At 47.1% G+C, this 20,584-nt stretch carries 19 protein-coding genes; 4 read left to right on the plus strand and 15 right to left on the minus strand.

Features of this window, described 5'->3' with window-relative positions:
- Positions 1-60: 60 nt before the first annotated feature.
- Positions 61-1,020, minus strand: a complete 960-nt coding sequence (locus LRL21_RS08085; protein ID WP_240415267.1) for an ABC transporter permease — start codon at positions 1,018-1,020, stop codon at positions 61-63.
- Between the two features lie 346 nt (positions 1,021-1,366).
- Between LRL21_RS08085 and LRL21_RS08090 the strand changes: the two genes are divergently transcribed.
- Both LRL21_RS08090 and LRL21_RS08095 read left to right on the plus strand, forming a co-directional pair.
- Positions 1,367-2,125 (plus strand): phytanoyl-CoA dioxygenase family protein, encoded by a 759-nt coding sequence (locus LRL21_RS08090; RefSeq protein WP_240415268.1) that lies wholly within the window; start codon positions 1,367-1,369, stop codon positions 2,123-2,125.
- Positions 2,125-2,991, plus strand: a complete 867-nt coding sequence (locus LRL21_RS08095; protein ID WP_240415269.1) for a helix-turn-helix domain-containing protein — start codon at positions 2,125-2,127, stop codon at positions 2,989-2,991. The genes LRL21_RS08090 and LRL21_RS08095 overlap by 1 nt, the downstream gene beginning before the upstream one ends.
- Before the next feature lie 69 nt (positions 2,992-3,060).
- Here the strand turns inward: LRL21_RS08095 and LRL21_RS08100 are convergent, their stop codons facing one another.
- The 8 genes from LRL21_RS08100 to LRL21_RS08135 form a co-directional block, all read right to left on the minus strand.
- On the minus strand, positions 3,061-3,570 hold the full coding sequence (locus LRL21_RS08100) for a VOC family protein (protein WP_240415270.1): 510 nt from the start codon (positions 3,568-3,570) through the stop codon (positions 3,061-3,063).
- Between the two features lie 18 nt (positions 3,571-3,588).
- Positions 3,589-3,999: a VOC family protein gene (locus tag LRL21_RS08105; protein ID WP_240415271.1), complete on the minus strand. Its 411-nt coding sequence runs from the start codon at positions 3,997-3,999 to the stop codon at positions 3,589-3,591.
- Between the two features lie 138 nt (positions 4,000-4,137).
- A complete protein-coding gene (locus LRL21_RS08110; protein WP_240415272.1) occupies positions 4,138-4,977 on the minus strand; it encodes a carbohydrate ABC transporter permease in 840 nt (279 codons plus the stop codon).
- 2 nt (positions 4,978-4,979) lie between these two features.
- Positions 4,980-5,864 carry a carbohydrate ABC transporter permease gene (locus LRL21_RS08115; RefSeq protein ID WP_240415273.1) on the minus strand — a complete coding sequence of 295 codons (885 nt, stop codon included), beginning with the start codon at positions 5,862-5,864 and terminating at the stop codon, positions 4,980-4,982.
- 72 nt (positions 5,865-5,936) lie between these two features.
- Positions 5,937-7,202: an ABC transporter substrate-binding protein gene (locus tag LRL21_RS08120; RefSeq protein ID WP_240415274.1), complete on the minus strand. Its 1,266-nt coding sequence runs from the start codon at positions 7,200-7,202 to the stop codon at positions 5,937-5,939.
- A gap of 123 nt (positions 7,203-7,325) precedes the next feature.
- Positions 7,326-8,027: an SDR family NAD(P)-dependent oxidoreductase gene (locus LRL21_RS08125; protein WP_240415275.1), complete on the minus strand. Its 702-nt coding sequence runs from the start codon at positions 8,025-8,027 to the stop codon at positions 7,326-7,328.
- Between the two features lie 204 nt (positions 8,028-8,231).
- Entirely contained in the window at positions 8,232-9,269 is a 1,038-nt protein-coding gene (locus tag LRL21_RS08130; RefSeq protein WP_240415276.1) for a LacI family DNA-binding transcriptional regulator, read from the minus strand.
- Positions 9,270-9,449: 180 nt separating this feature from the next.
- On the minus strand, positions 9,450-10,076 hold the full coding sequence (locus LRL21_RS08135; RefSeq protein WP_240415277.1) for a C40 family peptidase: 627 nt from the start codon (positions 10,074-10,076) through the stop codon (positions 9,450-9,452).
- A gap of 316 nt (positions 10,077-10,392) precedes the next feature.
- Here LRL21_RS08135 and LRL21_RS08140 point away from each other — a divergent pair, with 316 nt between their 5' ends.
- Positions 10,393-11,355: a polysaccharide deacetylase family protein gene (locus tag LRL21_RS08140; protein ID WP_240415278.1), complete on the plus strand. Its 963-nt coding sequence runs from the start codon at positions 10,393-10,395 to the stop codon at positions 11,353-11,355.
- 89 nt (positions 11,356-11,444) lie between these two features.
- Here LRL21_RS08140 and LRL21_RS08145 read toward each other — a convergent pair whose 3' ends face one another.
- From LRL21_RS08145 to LRL21_RS08160, 4 genes are read right to left on the minus strand one after another with little or no spacing between them, the layout of a single operon-like run.
- Positions 11,445-11,729, minus strand: coding sequence for a ferredoxin family protein (locus LRL21_RS08145; RefSeq protein ID WP_076229426.1), 285 nt, complete (start codon positions 11,727-11,729; stop codon positions 11,445-11,447).
- The gene (locus LRL21_RS08150; protein WP_076229425.1) at positions 11,726-13,036 is read right to left on the minus strand and encodes an FAD-dependent oxidoreductase; all 1,311 of its coding nucleotides are present in this window, start codon (positions 13,034-13,036) and stop codon (positions 11,726-11,728) included. Before LRL21_RS08150 ends, LRL21_RS08145 begins: the two co-directional genes overlap by 4 nt.
- A gap of 60 nt (positions 13,037-13,096) precedes the next feature.
- Positions 13,097-14,224, minus strand: coding sequence for an electron transfer flavoprotein subunit alpha/FixB family protein (locus LRL21_RS08155; protein ID WP_240415279.1), 1,128 nt, complete (start codon positions 14,222-14,224; stop codon positions 13,097-13,099).
- An 11-nt stretch (positions 14,225-14,235) separates the two neighbouring features.
- The gene (locus LRL21_RS08160; protein ID WP_240415280.1) at positions 14,236-15,069 is read right to left on the minus strand and encodes an electron transfer flavoprotein subunit beta/FixA family protein; all 834 of its coding nucleotides are present in this window, start codon (positions 15,067-15,069) and stop codon (positions 14,236-14,238) included.
- Positions 15,070-15,510: 441 nt separating this feature from the next.
- Here LRL21_RS08160 and LRL21_RS08165 point away from each other — a divergent pair, with 441 nt between their 5' ends.
- The gene (locus LRL21_RS08165) at positions 15,511-16,413 is read left to right on the plus strand and encodes a polysaccharide deacetylase family protein (protein WP_240415281.1); all 903 of its coding nucleotides are present in this window, start codon (positions 15,511-15,513) and stop codon (positions 16,411-16,413) included.
- Positions 16,414-16,498: 85 nt separating this feature from the next.
- Here LRL21_RS08165 and LRL21_RS08170 read toward each other — a convergent pair whose 3' ends face one another.
- Both LRL21_RS08170 and LRL21_RS08175 read right to left on the minus strand, forming a co-directional pair.
- Positions 16,499-18,238, minus strand: a complete 1,740-nt coding sequence (locus tag LRL21_RS08170; protein WP_240415282.1) for a DUF5605 domain-containing protein — start codon at positions 18,236-18,238, stop codon at positions 16,499-16,501.
- Between the two features lie 2 nt (positions 18,239-18,240).
- On the minus strand, positions 18,241-20,520 hold the full coding sequence (locus tag LRL21_RS08175; protein WP_240415283.1) for a glycoside hydrolase family 3 protein: 2,280 nt from the start codon (positions 20,518-20,520) through the stop codon (positions 18,241-18,243).
- Positions 20,521-20,584: the final 64 nt, after the last annotated feature.

Raw genomic sequence — 20,584 nt, forward strand, 5'->3', positions numbered from 1 at the left:
AGCGACCGGAGGCATACCCCTTCTCCATAGCGACCAACATTTTGAACACGCTCCAATGTTTTAATACACACCTTCCTCACCAAACCGCTTGGCCAGCCAGTTGGCACAAACAACAAGCGTTAAGCCAATGACCGATTTGAATAGTCCAACAGCTGTGGTATAGCTGAATTGACCTTGCTGAATACCGTTACGGTACACATAGGTTTCAAAAACATCAGCGACATTTGCTACCGCTCCATTCGCCATCAGGAACACCTGCTCAAAGCCGACATCCATAATATGACCCAATCGAAGAATCAACAAAATTATAATAACGTTGCGAATGCCCGGCAGGGTCACATGCCACATTTGCCGAATCCGGTTGGCCCCGTCGATCTTAGCTGCTTCATACAGCTGCGAATCGATACCTGTGATCGCTGCGAGAAAAATGATCGTCCCCCAACCGGTGTCCTTCCATATATTTTGTCCGGTTAATAGTCCCCAGAACAAGCTCTCGCTGGTCAAGAAAGCAATTTTCGGAAGGCCCATGTATTCCAGCATCAGATTGATAATCCCGTTCGTCTGCGATAAGAGCAGGAACGTAATCCCCGCAATGATGACCCATGAGAGAAAGTGCGGCAGGTACACCACAGACTGAATCACCCGCTTAAAATATTTGTTGCTCACTTCGTTCATGCAAAGGGATAGCACAATGGGCAAAGGAAAGAAGAAGACCAGACTAAGGAGACTTATCATCATCGTGTTGCGAAAAAGCAAGTAGAAGCTTGGGTTCGTGAAAAAGCGGATGAAATGCTCGACACCGACCCAAGCGCTTTTGAATATTCCCATATAAGGGGAATAATCCTGAAAGGCGATGATGATGCCCCACATGGGGTAGTATTTGAAAACGAGAAAATACAGTACGCCTGGCAGAACCAGAAGATATAAATACTTATCTCTTTTTAGTTCGGCCCATAGCGAGGCTTTGCTTTTACTTTTGGAAAGCGATTGCGAGATTGACTTTGTTGCTTGAACATCCATGAAGCCTTCCTCCTTAAAGTGTTCTTTGGTGAATCGATTGGCTTATGCCCTTACTTTAGGATAGAGCTTGCCGAACGTGCAATAATAACAAATTATTACTATGCCTCTGAAAAATTTCCGGCTATAGTCTTTTTTTGAAATTACGAAGAGACTGCAGATAAAGCTGTTAAATTGGGCGCTCTACGCAATTATCTTTTTTATAAATATCAATTACAGACACAAAATATTAGCTGAAAGCATTTTGTTTTATCCCCCTGTACCTTACACTTGGAGTATAACAAAACGGATATCGCAGCCCTTTCAGGAGAGGCGATTCGGTTTTGAACTTTAAAGGAGGGCATTACTTATGACTGTTCAAGTTCAATTCGAAAGGACCACTCCCCTTACCAAAGAGCAAATTGCAACATACAAGGAGGATGGATTTATTATCATCAAAGGGGGCTGCTCCGACGATTTGATCCACACCTTCAATGCTCATATTCATGCTATCCGCTCATCGGATGACATGCCGGACTGGGCCAAGCCCAAAAAGGGCAAAGAGTTCATCGATGATAAAGACCGCTTCTCCGTTCGGTTATTTAACCCACACCTCCATGATGGATTTTCACTTCAGATGATGAAGCTGCCCATCGTTCGCGGGTCACTGGCGCAGCTGCTCGGCGACGAGGCCACAGGCATTCAAAGTATGTATTTTTATAAGGAACCGAACTCCCCCGGGCAAGCGGCACATCAGGATTATTATTATATTCGCAATGAGCCGAATACTTTAACAGCAGCGTGGATCGCGATGGAACAGGTCAATGAAGAAAATGGATGTCTATGGGTCATACCGGGATCACATAAGCTGGGGGTTCTCTCCCATGGAGCCGTCAAAAATTTGCAGGAGCACGAGGCGTGGACTGACGAGGTTGAGGACGTTGATTTAAGTAAAGAAATTCCGGTCATCATGGACCAGGGGGATATCCTTATTTTTGACAGTTTGCTTATCCACTCGTCTACCCGCAATCGCTCGAATCGTTGGAGGCGTTCTTACGTGTGCCACTATATCCGGCATGATTCCAAGATTGAAAGAGAGGATTTAAAACGTAAAATATCTCTTGTATAATGGGAGGTAAATACGCTTTTACGAGGGCAGGGATCGGGATGATCGAACAATCAGGGACGGAAGCGACTCCGTCCTTTACTGTTATTAAAACTTACGGAGGCAGTGTAGTTTACGGTCCCGGTGGGGCATATGGTCCACGTATTCAGCAGGATTTGCAGCTCGTACTGCTGCATTCAGGTGCCATGACCGTGGAAATCGACCAAGTCAAACATCAGGTGCCCCCTGGACATGTGGTGCTTCTTAAACCCGGACATATGGAGAATTTCGTGTTCGCGGATAAACGGGAAACCTGGCATCGCTGGATCGCTGTTTCAGTTGCGCCTCTGGACGGGATGGCGGTCAACTTCCTCGGTTCCCTCCCTCTCTTCATTCCCTTATCCGAAAGGATGAATCAGCTAACAGACATTATACGATCCCTGCAAAGCGATGGGGTACGGCAAGACGAGGAAGTAATCCGAGCATTGGGACGAGCAGCGATATTATTATATTGGTCAGAGTGCAGTCAAGGGAACATCAATGACAGAAAGCATCCTTCCGTACTGATTGCCAAGGAGGAAATTCATAAGCGATATGCTGAGGATTTGACGCTAAGCAGCCTATCGAAGGTTACTAAACTTACACCAGAGCATCTGATTCGTTTATTCCGACGTGATGAAGATATGACGCCCATCCAATATTTATGGAACTACCGTGTCAAGCAGGGAATTGACCTGCTGCGCAGCACAGGCCTGCAGATTGGAGCCGTTGCAGAACAGGTCGGCTTCAAAACCTCCTACCATTTTGCCCGGACGATCAAACGACATTCTGGAAAAACGCCAAGTGAAATTCGAAGAGAAAGCTATAATCAGGTGATCCCGCCTGGTTAACCCCTCCATGTAACAGAACCAAGACCGTTCACAGCCACAATGGACTGAAGAACGGCCTTGGTTTGTTTGTTAGTTCTTATCGATTTCCTTAAACTCGATCGTTGCCCCTAATTTGGCTACGGAATCAAAGTAGGCGTACCGCTCCTTACCTTTTTCCTGCTTATGGAAGGCAGGCATTCCCTTGCTCTCCATTAGCTCAATATGCTCGTCGAAGCCATCAATATGAAATGTCATAAAATGGATGCCAGGACCGTGCTTTTCTCTAAATTCCGTCCATGGACTAAGCTCATCATAAGGCTCAATCAATTCCAGATAAATCGGTTCCAATGGAATAATAGCCGTCCGGCATCGTGCATTCCGATATTCACCTCTGTACCATACATAAGGGGTATTGCCACCCTCTGGTGCAGCTGCAGCTGCTGGTGCCTGAGATAACTCTGATGCGGTTGGTCTTGGCCTGGGTGCTCTCATCTTGGTCGGGTCAAGCTTGAACAACTCCACATAATACTGGAACGCTTCCTCCAGATTGTCCACGACGACACCCAGCTTGATGATGCGGTTATTCGATATTTGTTCCAAGTCAGACACTCCCTTTAATTAGGATTTGGCTTGCGGTGATTCAGGATCAAGCTGCATAAATTCGATACGATTACCATCGGGGTCTCTAACCCAGCACTGCCAGTTCAAATCCGCTCCCATCTTGGGCTCCACATCCAAAGTCAGTCCTTTGCTTTTCAAATGGTTGGCGATTTCGTGAATGTCGTTGACCTCCAGACACAGATGGTTATAGCCTTTAGTAACTTTGGTGTCGTTGTCGACGCCCTGCTTAGCGTTATAAAACAGCTCGATGAATTGTAAATTAAGAACCTTTAGATAAACGATCCACGGCTCGTTTTTATCATTTTTTAATTCGAAGCATTTTTTAAATCCAAGCACGTCACAATAAAATTGCAATGATTTGTCCATATCGATTACGTTGTAGGCTGTATGGCCGATTCCTTTAAACATGTGAATAACCTCCGCTTTTTTGAGTTCGATTGTGTAAATACAGGTTAAAACTATGGATGGTGCTCTGTTATTTGATGACAAGGAATACCCTTGGACGACTTATACGGCACTCACCTCCAGCAATAATCAACAGATGACTCAGCCTTTTACCGAGCCGTCGGAAAGTCCTTGTACAAAGTACTTGCTGCACAACAGGAAAATGATCAGCACAGGTACCGAAACCAACACCGAGGCTCCCATCATAGCCCCCCAATCCACAACGAATTCTCCGCTAAAATGAGTGATGCCTATAGGCAGGGTTCGCACGGTATCGGAATTCGATAAATTTAATGCGAACAGGAACTCCTCCCATATATGCAAGAAGGCATACACGCTTACAGCGATAAGTCCGGGTGATGAGACAGGCAGAATGATCCGAAATAAAGCGCCAATCGTGGTTGTGCCATCAATTTTGGCTGCTTCCTCCAGCTCCCTCGGTACGGTCTTAAAAAACGAAGTGAGCATAATCACCGACATCGGGATCGTCAAGGCAACATTGGCAATGATCAGGCCGAGATAGGAATCAATTATTCCGATTTTGGAGAAGGTCATATAAATCGGCATTATAATGACAACACCTGGCATCATTTGACCGTAAAGCAATCCGGAAGAAAGCTTCTTCGCCCCTCTGAACCTGAATCTGCTGAATCCGTAGCCCGCCAGAATGGCAATAACTAACGTGATTAAGGTTGCGCTGCAGGTTACCACGATGCTGTTAAGGAATGCTCTCGGAATTCCGCTTTCAAACAACACCTTGTGATAATTCATTAAAGTAGGCTGCTGTACCGTAATGCGTGGCGGGATCGTGAAATTTTCATTCATCGGCTTAATTGATGTGATAAACATCCATATGGCCGGGAACAAGCCGAACATCATAAGCCCAATCAGGAACATGTAACTTAGGATGGCTCTTCCCAAAGGTCTGGGTTCACGCTTCATGATCAGCCATCCTCCCCCTTCATAAAGAGCTTCATATACACAAAGCTTAAAACGGCTGTAATGATAAATAATATCGTACTGGCTGTTGCAGCAACACCGAAATTGTAATTTTGGAAGCCTGCTTTATAAATAAACAGGGAAAGAATTTCCGTTTGATGAGCTGGACCGCCCTCTGTCAGCACGTATACAAAGGTAAAAGCATTCATCGTCCAAATGGTGAGCAGCAGGATGACAGACATACATGTGGAGGAAATATGCGGGATAGTCACCGTTGTGAATTCCCTCCATCCGGTTGCCCCATCTACTCTGGCCGCATCCTTTAATTCTCTGGGCACCGATTGCAAAGCGGCCTCAACCATGATCATGACCAGTGGATACATCTTCCACACATTGACCAGAATCGCGGAAAATAATGCGGTATGCTCATCGGATACCCAGTTGATGCTGGTAGAGAGGATACCAAGCGATTTCAATAAATAATTGATAATGCCAAAATCCGCATGATACAACCATTTCCAAACATTCACGCTAATAATGCTCGGGATCACCCATGGAACCATCAGCAGGATGCGAATTAACGTCTTCCATCTGATAAAATCCTGGTTGATCACAACGGCTGCAGCAAATCCAAGCAAAAACTGAAAAACCACACTGCCGATCGTCCATACAAACGTAACATACAGCGATAGTAGAAACTCGGGATTTTTAAACAGCTCCACATATTGCGTAATACCAACAAATGTCCAGCTTTCCGTGTAGATATCACTTTTATTAAAGCTTAAGACGATCGTATACAGCAGAGGAAAGATCATGATAAGAGCAATAATCAGTATGGCAGGAAAAACGAACATCGGACCCGGACTACGAATATTTTTCAAAGCTTGCATAGGGTTTACCTCCTTACATCCAGCGCGTCTGGATGAATCGACCGAAGCGGAACACTGACAATTCGATCGCTACTATTTCTTTGCCAACAGATCATCGATTTCTTTGGATGCATTTTTCATCGCTTCCTCGGGTGTGAATTTACCGGAAAGGGAGCTCTGAATTTGATTAAATACAATTTGTTTAATTTGGGTCAGCTCTGGAATTTGCGGCAGAGGCTGAGCAAAGGCGAGTGCGTCGACAAAAGCTTTGGTTTGTGGAACCTGATACTTGGGGTCCTTGGCAGCCGATTTTCTTGCCGAGAAGGTAATGCTGTACTTTGTCGATATTTCCGGCGTAGCCAGAAAATTAATGAATTTCCATGCAGCTTCAGGATTTTTGCTGGAATTGGTAATGGACGTACCCCAACCACTAAGAATCGTTTTACGGGTTTGATTGGCGGGGACCATCCCAATTCCGAGATCGATGTTCGCATTGGCTTGTTTAATCGGCGCTACGTCATATGCTCCCGACATGTACATACCGATTTTGCCGCTGGAGAACAAGTTGCGGTTAGCGATATTATCGTTTTGCAAAATGCTGTTCGGTGTTACCTTATGTTTGGTGGACAGCTCCACATAGAGCTTAGCCATCTCAACGGCAGCAGGCTCATTCAGCATCGATTTGGTATTGTCGGCGTTGAGAATACTGCCGCCATTGGATTGAATCATGTTAAATAATTGCGTTGTTAAATTTCCGAAATTCGTCCCGACCAGCCCAATGCCGAATACGTCACCTTTCGTTATTTTCTGTGCATCCTCAAGCACCTGCTTCCAGTTTTCCGGTGCCTTGGCAGCATCTATGCCTGCATCTGCAAATAATTTTTTGTTATACAGAAGGCCATGTGTTTCGGCGCGATAGGGAAGCGTATAAATTTTATCCTTCACTTTGGCCGATTGGATCGAGCCATCAAAAAAATCGGTTAAATCCACTTTATCGGTTTGAATAAAACTATCCAACGCTTGAAGTCCGCCTATCGTCGCAAACGGAGTCACCCAATCCAGGTTGATATTAATGATATCCGGTCCGTTTTTCTGTTTGAGAGCAATCAAATATTTATCAGACATGCCGTTGTCGGGGTTATACTGGGCATTGATTTTGATGTTCGGATTTTTGCTTTCAAATTCTTTGATGACACCGGGAGTAATGGCTTCATTCCAGGCTGCATCCCAGAAAGTCAATTCCACCTTCTTGTCAGCGCTTACACCATTGGCAGCATTATTATCTCCGCATCCGGCCAGAAGCGATCCTAACATACCGATGGCCGCCCCCGTCACACTTAGCTTCTTCAGATTCAACATTGTGGTTTCCCCCTTAGTTTGGTACATAAGTTTTCAAGCAGTACCTGTGGTACTGTTCAAAAATGGACTCCTAATTGATGCCAACCCTTATGCAAATCACTCCTTCCCATGCCTGCCACCTAATTAAAGCGGCATTGGTTTGCCCAGGTGATTAATGAAAGCTATTTTACTTGTAACCGTAATCTTTTTTTCGATGATATTATAAATTCCTTCGGCTGCAGCTGCCGGCTCGCTTGGTGCTTCCTCTCCACCCATATCCGTCTTCATCCAACCCGGATGCACGGCATACACGGTTATTCCTTGATCCTGAACATAATGCCGCAGCCTCTCCGTGAACATGTTCAATGCAGTCTTGGACATACTGTAAGGATAGTTCGTACTGAATGCGTTAATAATGGTGCCTGCTTCCGAGGAAATATTCATTATTACCGGTTGGGTGCCTGCTCCGATGAGTGGCAGCAAATGTTTGACCACCCGCATCGGCCCGAATGTGTTGATTTCAAAGCTGTGGCGAACGAGATCAAAGTCCAGCTCTTCGATAGTTTTTTCTCTTTCCACCATAACGGCCGCATTATTGATGATGGCATCCAGTGAGTTTGTCGTTTTGCAGATCTCACTGCTTGCCATTCTTACCGAATCTTCATCCGCGACATCGATTTCAATCAAATGGACCCGATTGGGATATTGTTTAAACAACGAATCCAGCATGGCAAAGGAATCCGCAGATCTTACGCCTGCGTAAATCGCATATCCTCTATGCAGTCCCTCCTCTGCTAAGCAATACCCTAATCCCCGATTGGCTCCTGTAATAAAAATAGTTTTCATGGCTCACTCCCGACACTTAATTTTAAATTTGGACGCGCGTTTATTTATGGACAAGAAAAACTATTAACATCAATACCATTCTCTACTTCTCAGGTGATACGATTATGCTATTACATACGGATACTTTCAGGAATCATCCCTTTCTTTACCCAATTCCTTATGAAAGCGCGTTTATAAATGGATGTAAAAGAATGAAGCTGTTCCTTACTCTTCAACTCTTTTACAGGATTCTCTTTCAACCAATTCCAAATCCAGGGTTACTTTTATCGACTCGCTGGCTACACCATTTTCTACAGCCTCAATCACACTTGTAGTAATCCCGGATATAAACTCCTTAAAGTTAGAACGAAACGTAGTTAACGCAGGTTTGTAATAAGCGCTCAGCTTCTGATCATTGATTCCAATAATGGAAATATCGTCGGGAACCTTTAATTGATGATCATTAGCGGCCCGAATCGCACCAAAGGCAATGCTGTCATTGGCTGCAAATATCGCTGTCGGTAAATCGTTTGAATTTCTAATCAAATTGTCCATCGCCTCGTAGCCGCCGGATTCGTATTGACCATGCATGATCCAATGCTTCTTAACCTCCAAGCCGTGATGCTGCATGCGATTCATAAAGCCTTTGAACTTGAAGCTGGCGGAGGCTCTGCTCATTGTACTATTGATAATCCCGATTCTGGTATGGTTTAAACGGACCAAATAATCCACAGCTTGCATAGCGGCCCCTTCATTATCCAGGTTATATACAATTCGGTTAGGCTCACTGCGTCCGGGTAGAACCTGATCTAATATCCCTACGATAAACCCTCCGGCGATCAGCTCCTCAACGATAGGCTCGTGATTTTCCGCTCCAATAAATATTCCACCGGCAATACGCTCCTGATAAAACACTTCTTTGACATTTTTCATGTTCTCAGCTGTACTCAAGTCCCGAATTATATAGGCAAGCACATTATATCCAAGAATGGAAGCGTTCTCGATTATGCCTGTAATCAACAAATTGGCGGAAGAATCTTCGCTAAAGTGAGATTGATCGATAAAGAACAAACCTAAAGTTTTGGTCTTTTTGCCAGCCAGGATTTGCGCCGATATATTCGGAAAATAATTATATTGCTCGATGACCCTCATGACCTTTTCCCTTGTTTTAGCCGGGACATTAGGGTAATTATTGATAACTCTGCTTACTGTACTTCTGGACACACCTGCAATTTCAGCGATTTCCTTGCTTTTAATATCCAAGTTTCTCAAAATTCCATCAGCCATTCCTGTTTTTTTGGACGCGCGTTTATTCCTGGATTCAACTTATCATATCGATTCATCTCTGTCAATGGGGAACCGCTTTCGTATTTGCAGATTTGGGTGCTTCCCATTTACAGCAAAAAGGGCAGACGAATAATTGTATTCGACCTGCCCTCGTATTCAATTAATGAGACGGCGTGCGCCCCAATAGTGCTCATCATAATAAGGTGTACCAAAAAAAGTGCTGATTTTCACTTCACGGGTGCCCATAGTTCCCGCCTGAAGAACCTGATTATTGCCAAGATAAATTGCAACGTGGGAAACGCCGCTCGTATAGGTGCCCTGCAAAAATACAAGATCGCCTTTACGAAGATCACCTTTATCTACAGGTGTTCCCATCTGACTCAGCAATGAAGAAGAATGAAGAAGGTCAAAACCATTTTCATTAAATGCATATTGTACAAAGCCTGAGCAATCAAATGCCACATAAGGGGTGTCGCCGCCAAACACATAGGGGGTTCCAAGCTGTTTCATCCCTGTCGCAATGATAGCATCCGCTTGTGCTTCCCAGCCTTTTGCTTGCGATCCTGGAAGATTAATAGAAATACCGGCATGCACATTTTGTGGATCGATCTGCGGATTGGCAGCGATAAGGTCGGAAACATTAACATTTAACTTTTGTGAAATGCTCCAGAACGTGTCGGAATCTGTAGCAAGGTACGGATTTGTTGATGCCGCGGAAGCTGAAGCTATCCCTCCAAATAAAAGACTCCCGGCCAGCATAGTTGAAATGACAAACCTTTTCATGCAATTCCTCCTAAAATTTATTCCTGTCACATACAAAGTCTATCAAATTATAGTAATAGAAAGTATGTGTAAATTATGGAAATCAACCAATACACAACAAAAAGGCGCCAATACTCCCATGACGGCCGCTCCCTTATTGTGTTTAAAAATGGCATTTATTGACGATATTAATAGTTATTCACGATGAACATACAACTCTAAGGACTGCTTGTCCGTCTATATTAAATAATGTCTACAAATCGAGTCTGAGAGCCTTTACATATGACCGTAGTTTGGTATGATCGGATAAAGGGAGTGTCTATTTACTATGAAGCTTATGAATAACAAATTTACTTTTCTGCTGGTGCTGGCAAACATGGTATGGTTGGGCGGTTGTTTCTACCATTCGTCGGAGCCCTCCATCGCGTCCATTCCTTCTATCCCATCCATACCTTCGTTGATATCCGAGCCTTCCGTGACAGCTGCACCTATCACTGCTTCTGCTGTCTTGAGCATACCTGCAGCTCAAACGGCTTTACCCATACCTGAAGAAACACCAGCTCAACCCGAGCCTGAACCTTCAGAGTACATGCTGGAAATTAAGGGGAAATCCAACCAACTAACTCCCAAAGCTTTAAAAAGCATGACCGAGTGGCGCGAGAACATCATTACTTTTGCCCGGAAACATCGTGACAGCGTCTACATCAATGGGCCTGACCGGAATAGAGTCGCTTTGACCTTTGATGATGGTCCTGATAACGTCAATACGCCTGCTATTATCGATTCATTGAAGAAATATGGGGTTAAAGGAAGCTTCTTTTTTGTAGGCGAAATGGCCAAAATCTACCCGGGGGTTGTGCGCCATGCATTCGATAATGGAAACCTGGTGTTAAACCACAGTTACAAGCATGACAATTTAACCCAGAAAACCAATCATCAAATTCAAGCGGATCTTAATCAGACTGATAAAATCATTGAGGATATAATCGGCAAGAAGCCTGCTCTGATGCGCTCCCCGTATGGGGATACCGATGAAAAAGTAGTCGCCGCTGCAACCGAAACAGGTCATAAGATCGTCCTATGGTCGATAGATACATTGGATTGGTCTCAGCGAGAAAGCGATAATATTGTTCATAATGTCATCGATAATATTCGAAATGGCGACATTATTCTCATGCATTCTACATCAAGAACCAACGAAACCGCCAAGGCCGTGCCGATTATGATTGAAGAGCTGCAAAAACGAAATTACGATATCGTTGATCTCGAAACCTTACTGAATGTGCAAGCATACCAATAATCATCTTATTCATGCCAGAAATGCAAAACGAGCCTGCTGAAAAACTGCGAGGCTCGTTTCATATGCCATGGATTCAGCCGCTCCCGGTTTCACCCGTACTTATAGGTAATGCCATAGCCGCCTTTGGGATATACCCAAGCAATATTATCGGATGGACAAGCAATCCGACAGGTGCCGCATTCAATACAGTTCTCAAAGGCTACTGTCGTAATCTTCAGCTTTTTCTCCCACTCATAGACGTCAGACGGACAAAAATAATTACAGTCCTTGGTCTTGCAGCTCAAACAGGTTTCTGTTTCTTTAATGACCAAATGGGACTCCGTATCGCATTTATAACGGATCGTAAATAGCTTTTCTGAAACATTACAGCTCATCCGTTCATCGCCCTCCACCCTTTATAGCCTAATTTCATCAGATTCATGGTGCCGCCGGCTGCATCCTTAATTAAATTAACAGCCATTTTCTGTTTATCCGCTTTAGGGATGCCGTCAACTAAAAACATATTATACGCCGCTTCATTTAATGCCCGGGGCAGCTTATCGAATAACAGCTCGGGATTTTGTTCTTTGAGAAATTGGTGCATACCTTTGTACTTTTTCAAATCCTTGTGTACAAAAGAGCTGCGGATTTTCTGGTCATAAGCGTTCAGCGAAGCGGCCGAGAAATCGCCTCTGCCTTTAGCTTCAATAATGGCCTCGCCTGCCAGGCGGCCCGAGGTCATTGCCAGATTCGTGCCTTCCCGATTTACAAAGTTGACAAGCTGAGCCGCATCTCCACATACGCACCAGCCGTTTCCAGACAGCGGAGGAATCGAATGAAAGCCTCCTTCGGGGATCAGGTGACCCGAATACTCCTTAGTTTCCCCGCCCTGAATTAATTTGCGGATCATCGGATGCTGCTTCACGGCATCCAGGATGGCATAAGGCTTAACCTTTTTGTCCCGCAGATGATTGACCATGACCCCAACGCCTAACGAAATGGTTTCCTTGTTCGTGTACAAGAATCCCATCCCCGCCATGCCAAGCGAGGTCTCACCCATAAATTCAATCGTGACGCCTTCGTCCCCTTCAAGACCGAAGCGATCCTCGATCTTTTCCTTGGGCAAGGAGATGATTTCTTTTACCGCCAGAGAGACCTCATCGGGCTTCCATTCCTTGTGAATGCCCATCGCCTTGCCGAGCAGTGAATTGACTCCATCCGCTATGACTACGACATCCGCATACAAATTGCCGTCATCCCGATCGGTCTTAACGCCCACTACCCGGTCGCCCTCGCGAATGACATCCAGTGCAACGGTTTCATAGACGGGCAGAGCCCCCGCAGCAACCGCCTTGTCGGCAAACCACTGGTCAAATTTGACTCGCAAGCCAGTAAAACAATTGTAGGGCTCCGAATATTTTTCATTCCGATGTCCAAAGGTTACCATCGATTCCTTGCCCATCATCCAGATTCGCTGCTCTACAATATACCGCTCCATCGGGAAATTACGTTCCTTCCAAAACTCCGGGACGAGCTCCTCGATTTGCTTACGATATAATACACCACCAAACAGATTTTTGGCACCGGGAAATTCACCACGCTCAAGCAATACAACAGACAAGCCGGCCCGGGACATCGTTAATGCGGCGGCGGCACCTGCTGGTCCACCCCCAACAATGATAGCATCAAATTTTTCGTTCAAAGCAATCCGCTCCTCACAATAATAGTCCTACCTCTGCATGACGACGAAAAATGATGGCTTCTATACAGATTGTTCCAGATTCTGCTGCCGCGAAAGCTCTTGTGATGCTGCCTCTGTATCCGGTAGTTGAATGCCGAACAGGCTTTTACGTTTTTTGACTTCTTCCGTTATCGCTGGCACGATCTTGAACAAATCCCCCACAATCCCATAATGGGCAAACTGAAAAATCGCGGCTTTCTCATCCCTGTTGATTGCGATAACGATGTCAGAATTGCCCATACCTACCGTATGCTGAACCGCGCCCGAGATCCCGATGGCAAAATAAAGCTTCGGCCGGACGGTTGAGCCTGTCTGTCCGACTTGGTGCTCATGCTTGATCCACCCGGCATCTACAGCTGCACGGGAAGCGCCAACGACCCCGCCCAACGCATCGGCCAATTCCTTGAGCATCGCAAAAGGCTCAGGCCCTCCCAAACCGCGACCGCCGGATACGATGATATCGGCTTCCTCCAGATTCAGATTACCTGTATCCCGTATAAAGTCGATTACTTGCGCAGCAATTTCCTCTTCTGGCATCGAACTCTCGATCCTGATGATCTCAGCTTCGCGTGTCTCATCCCGTGGCAATGCCTGGAATACGCCGGCACGCGCCGTCGCCATCTGCGGGCGATATTGCTTGCATAGAATCGTTGCCATCATCTTCTCGGAAAAGGCCGGTCGGCTTGCGAGCAGCAGCCGCGAGGGGTGTGGCTCCACATCCAGCTCCGTTGTATCCGCGGTAAGCCCTGTCGGCAGGTGTGTCGCAATCGCTCCAGCCAAATCCCGTCCTGTTCCCGTCGCGCCGAACAGCACAATCTCAGGCTTCACCTCATCGATCAGCTTCAGGCAGATGCGGCTGTAAGGCCGTGTCCGATATACGCCAAGCTCAGGCGCTTCACACAAATAAACCTTGTCAGCACCATGATAAGCAGCCTCCTTCGCAAGAGGCTCAACCCCATTGCCGATGACTAGAGCCAGTAAGGGAACCTCCAGCTTGGCTGCAAGCTTCTTACCTTCACCCAGCAGCTGCCAGGACACCTTCTTGGCTTCCCCATCCCTTTGCTCAATGACAATTAAAACCCCGCGATACGCCGACCAATCCGGCATAGCCCCCGCATCCTGTGTGTCCTTTTTTGGTTCATTGGACATGTTGTCGCCTCCTAAGTCCAGCCTAATCGGCTTGGTAAGTCCCGCTCCCACAGCTGGTCAAGCAGCTGTACGGCAGTTGCCTCCGGTGAATCGCCTGTGATCATTTTCGAGTTGACGGCTTTGACCTCGGGTACCCAGGTTTTGGACACGATCGTTGGCGAACCCTTTAATCCAATCATAGATCGTTCCAAATCCGGAAAATCGGCTGTCGTCCATACCACCGGCTTGTACCTGGCGGCCCGAATCATCCCTGGCATAGCGGCTCTGCGTACCTTATTCAATTCCTTCAAGGCCGTAATCAGCACCGGCATGCTGGTCTGTACCACTTCAATGCCATCCTCAAGTAAGCGGTGAGCTGTCAGTCTGCGCTTCTCCGTATCGACCTCTACCACCTTACTGACATAGGTCAGCTGCTCCAAATCGAGTCTGCAGGCTACGCCCGGACCGACCTGTCCGGTATCCCCATCCAGCGTCTGTTTTCCACAAAATACTAAATCTATGGCACCCCATGTTTCCGCTACCTTTTGAAGTGTCTTGGCTATCACGTAAGAGGTAGCGAGTGTATCCGCACCTGCAAATCCTCGATCCGTTACCAACACAGCCTCATCCGCACCCAACGAGATACACTGCTTCAAGCTTTTTTCCGCCGGGGGAGGCCCCATCGTGACTACAGTTACCCTCGCCCCAAGCTCATCCTTGATTCGTAAAGCTTCTTCCAGACCATGCAAATCATAGAAGTTAACAATGCTCGGCACCCCTTGCCGGATTAATGTATTGTTCTTCGGGTCAATCCGAATTTCGCGGCTGTCGGGAACCTGCTTAATACATACAACAACATGCAACATACGGTGAGCCTCCTAACATGGGTTGGCATATTAGCCATAAACTAATATAATGAATCGATCCTCCAAATCATTCCCAATCCTTGTTCCATTGCATCCTACATAAAATGAACTGAACATCATGAGAGCAAGGAGGCGCTGCGAGCTTGTTTGGTTCATCTTATACAGCTTGTGAAACATGTCACTTACTCAAGCAGATGAAACCGCTTGCAAAAGAAGATGTCTCTTACCAGTTTATGCAAGCATATCGTATGAATGATACAAAATTTAACCACCCATCCTCCCTTATTATTTTGAATATTATGTCAATTCTGTATATTCTGATAACACCTTCTTTTTTTGCAGCAAAATTGCTGAAAAGTCTATTTTAGTGTAGCAGTGGCCAATTCATTCCATTATAATCGTAATATAGAATGAGCTTCGATACGAACAGGAGGATGATTGGTGACACCTTTTCCTAAAATATCTGAACTCCCCGATGTACAATCTCTGCAGAACGGACGATACGTTATTTTGCACGCCGATGATTTTGGCATGTGCCATGCCACCAACACGGCCATCCTGCATCTGTTGAAGCAACGGGCCATCTCCTCGACTACGCTGATGGTCAACTGCCCTTGGTCGCTCGAAGCAGCCAGCTTCGCTGCGGACAATCCTATGCTGGATGTAGGTGTTCATTTGACGCTGACGAGCGAGTGGGACTCCTACAAGTGGGGGCCTGTCGGGGGGAACAGAAAGGTTGGCACGCTTGTGGATGGCTTGGGTCATTTTCCGCAGAATACGGCTCATATGGCGAATGCGGATCCGATGGAAGTCCGCGAGGAGTTGTTAGCCCAGCTTCAGTTGGCGATACGTATGGGGGTCGATCCCACCCATCTGGATAATCATATGGGCAGCTTGCAGTCGCATCATTTCGAGCTGTACTTCGAACTGGCCCTCCAATTCGACCTGCCTATCCGCTTCTCGAAGCGGTCCTCAGCGAATGCGGCAATCGAGACCAGAGAGAAGATAGCATTTATCGCGCAGAGGGCCAAGGAGCAGGGTGTGCTGCATCCGGACCATGTGCAAATGCTGCCATTCTTCTACGAGAAGCCAACGAGCTATGACGATGTAAAAAGAGCGGCAATCGACATGATCCGCCGTCTTCCTCAAGGTATAACGGAACTGCTGTTTCATCCTTCTCTGGATACGGATGAGCTGAAAGCGATTACTGCGACATGGCCATATCGCCGATTCGAGTACGACTTGTTCCTCGACCCGGACATTCAAGAAGCGATCTGGCTGGAAGGAATCCGTGTGATTGGCTGGCGCGAGCTTCGGGATTTACAGCGAAAGCAGAGGCGCTAGCCGCCTCTGATTACACTTCTTAGAGTTCTCTCAAAAAACAAGCCAGACCGCTCCCCTCCTTGATGGGAACCGATCTGGCTTGTTTTTAAACCACTCTCATCCTGACAGCCATATACTGCTTGCCTGGCATTGTAATCTTAAACACCCCTTCGTAAATGCCTTCTTGCTCCTCGACCTTCATCTCCCACGTATCGATGACATCCACTTGATACCGGATTCCAGGCTTCATGGTAAATTGTCTGTATCGGGGTTGATTGAAACCGAAATAGAACAAATAATAAGCGTCAGGAACGCCCGCAACCGGCACATCCCAATCCGATTGCAGAGGATTCAGCCCCTCTGCCGGACCTTCCTCCATTATTCTACGCAGGAAGGCAATTCTCTCCGGACTGCTGCCGTACAGCTTCCCGCCTTTGGACCACCACAAAATATCCTCCGGATGCAGGTAAGTCTCTCCGTGTCCCACATACCCGCCGCGTACCGCGCCTTCCCAGAAGCGTCGGACCATCTCCTGGCCCGTGATGTTCCCCCAACCAAGGTCAATATCGCCTTCGTAGGCGCATTCGTCAATGACTATCGGTTTGTTGTATTCGCTGCGCCATTCTCTCGTATTCTCCGCTGTCTTATACACATCGGTGCGCTGTATGCTGCAGTGGGTAATCCATGGCCGGTGATGATCATAGAATCCGAAGCAGTTATGGATCGACATCAGGTGACCATAGGGATCATGATCTTTCATTACGCATGCAAACCGCTCCCAATCGTCCGTTTCTTTCGCCCACATCAAATCATACTCGTTAGCAAGCGACCACCATATGTTGCGGTACGCTGAAAGTCGTGCAGCCACATAACGCAAATATCGATCGTCTGCAGACTTCGGCATCTCTGAAAATCCCCAGCGGTCATAGGCATGAAACAGGATAAGATCCGCTTCGATGCCCAGCTCCATAAGATCCGCTATCCGTTCCTCCAAATGCCTGAAAAAGGCGGGATTAAAACGCGTGTAGTCCCAGCCTTCCTCCAAGCTGCCCTCATAAGGATAATAGCGCGGTTCGTTCGAATTGAACGAATACGATTTCGGGAAGACGCACATCCGCATTTTGTTAAAAGCAGATTTCTTCAGTGTATCCAGCGTCTGCTCCTCCAGCTCGTTTCCCTGGTGCGACCATGCATAACAAGTTGTCCCGATCGGAATATAGGAAGTTCCGTCTTCAAATGCAAAATGAAACGTGTTCTTTACCCGTACAGGACCATGATTTCCTTCCAAAGCAGGGAAGCATACAAATTGACCTTCAAGGCTATCCAGCGATCGGGCAGAGCTCCTCGTCCGATACGTCCACACGCCTGGGCAATCAGGCATAAACCTGACACGGTATATGCCCAGACCATCATAGAACCCCAATACCGACATCGTACGGCTCTCGAACGTAAATTCCGCACTCAAGGATACTTCAACAAACGGATTACCGTGATCCGGACCCCGCAGCTCCAATTGGAATATGCCCCATTGCTCAGCTTGTTCTGAGGCTATGACGGCTACTGAGCCAATCGGTACCGAATCTCCCTCATACTGAATATCAGGAATGATTTCCTCGTCGGTCATGGGCTCATCCTGAACAAGAGCAAGCTCGGCCAACAAGGTTGGCATGATGCTCTCCGTCCAAGACCATGCCTGATTGGAATCCAATAGATTAGGCAGCGTGTTCCTTTTAATAAAGGTAAGGCTCGGTGAACTTGAAAGCTGCGGGATATGCTTCAATAGTATAGACCTAGCAGCTTCATTTGACCAAATTTTACCTATCTTCGTATGCTCCGTAAATGCCATCTTCACTTCTCCTTTAACTGTTCCTTCTCTCTCCCATATTGTACAGTTCGACGATCCTGAATGACTCCGTCCCAACTAAGCCCAAACGTGAAATCATAGGCATTTCCGGCAGTATCCACATAAACTTCCATGTCGTGCGGAACATCCTCAAGCTGTTCCTCCACCGTCTGCATATGGGCGGGCATTTGAAAAGGTAAAAGTCCGCTCGGCTCAGCTGCTCCGGTTAGCAGCTCTAAAATCGCTTTTTCTTGCGCCCCGAAATGCGCCAGAATTGCGCTTGCTTCTTGTTCAAACTCACCAACAATAGCTGGATTAGACAGCAGGAGTACAACGATAACCGGTTTCTCCTTCATCATTCGCTTCGTCTGGAGCACCATATCAAGGTCACCTGCATTAGAAACGGTTACCGTCTTGCCGCGATAAGTTCGGTTAAGTACATCGCGGGGATCACCTGCAATGCTTGTTTCCCTAGCATACTCTGCCGTGTAGGGACCGTATTGCAGACTGATCGGGACATACCCCGAACCTCCCGCTTCTGCATCCTTCTTGCTGTAGCCCATGGTTGAGCGGGGACTCTCGATAAATACGAGCGCAAAGTCAGCTTCCTCAGGCTGATCTGTCCATTCAAAATATTGCTTAACGATCTCCAGGCTGACCGGATAATCCTCTACAGCCGGAGTTGGCAAACCAAGCCAATTTGTGCCTGCCGGCAGACTTCTCTTAGGAATATACACCTTCCGATGCTTTTGCAGAGGCAGCACCTGATTGTCATTTTTCAGCAGTACTAACGATTTCAGCTGAGCCTCATACCCTGCTTGCATATATTCATCGCAGCCTACCTTGGCAATGGTTTCGTCTACTTGCACATATGGATTCTCGAACAATCCCAAACGGAAAATATTAATAAGCAGCCGAACGGCGGATTGCTCGAACCGTTTACGCATGAATGCTTCACCGTGTTCCTTGACGCCTATGTGATAGGCTTCGATAATCGGACCGGCTTGATCATTGCCTCCAAATTGATCTACTCCTGCCATTAGCAGCCTGTAATGGCGCTGCGCCACGGTATAACCTTCTTCAACTCCCCAACAGCGGCCTCCTGGAAACAATAGGGTGATATCCAAAGGCTCATCATTCGTAATCCCCCAATCCGTACACACGACACCGTTATAACCGAACTTCTCTCGAAGCAAATCGTTGATGATGTAAGCGTTGTAGGAATTTCCAACGTTATCCCCGTGTTTCGCATCCTGCCCATAGGATATGGTATAGTACGGCATCACCGCAGATGCCTGTCTTGTCTTGCCTGACAGCTGAAAAGCCCCTTCTGTAAAAGGAATCAGATGCTGCTCAAAGTTGTTCCCCGGATATACGGCGTATTTGCCATAGCCAAAGTGCGCATCACGCCCCGCTTCCCCGGACCCTCCGCCCGGCCAGTGCTTCACCATGGCATTGACACTTGCATAACCCCATCCGTCTGCTATCTCTGCTTCTCCCTCCGACGTCTGGAACCCGTCTATATACGCGCGACCCATATCGGCCGACAGCTGCGGGTCCTCGCCGAAGGTCATGCCAAAGCGGAACCATCGTGGATCGGTAGCGATATCCACCTGGGGTGACAGCGCAGTAGCTAGACCGAGCGCGCGGTATTCCTGCGATGCAATCTCGCCGAATTTTCGTACGATCTCAGGATCGAAGGTCGCGGCAAGTCCCATCGATTCCGGCCATATCGAAATTTTGCTGCCCCCGCCTACCTTAAATTCCGCGGAAGCGTCAAGCCCGTGACGAGGGTCCGAGCTGTTATTGGCCGGTATGCCGAGAGGCAGCCCCTCAACATACGCCTGCAAGCGGTTGTTCCACTTTGCCGCAGTCTCTGGACTTTCTACCTTCGTGACCAGCACATGCCGGATGTGATCCTGGGATAAGAATACACGCTGCTCATCTGTGAGCTCATGTGACTGTGCGCCACTATCCTTAAACGGCTTTCCGGCGTAAGTGGCCGGCTTCCAGCCGAGATTCCCGGGAATGGCTTGATGGCTGCTGTACAGCATAAGTCCCGCAATTTGTTCAATTGACATTTGTGATGCGAGATCCCGGGCACGTTCTTCGGGGGACAGACGCCAATCCTCGTATTTGTCTAAGGTGCCGTTTTTGTTCAGGTCCTTGAACGCAAGCCCGTCCTGATACAGAATACGTACACCGGACGCTTCGGAATAGCCCAGCGTTGGTCCTCTATCGTTTTTAACATAGCGAATAGTTTCGTCCTTTTGATTGTTCTGCACGTGATTCCCCTCTTTCTGGAAATTTATACTTTATTTGTTTATATATAATAATGTACATGTTCTA

Origin of the sequence: Paenibacillus periandrae (assembly GCF_022458865.1) — a bacterium.
In the GTDB taxonomy this organism is placed as follows: Bacteria; Bacillota; Bacilli; order Paenibacillales; family NBRC-103111; genus Paenibacillus_S; species Paenibacillus_S periandrae.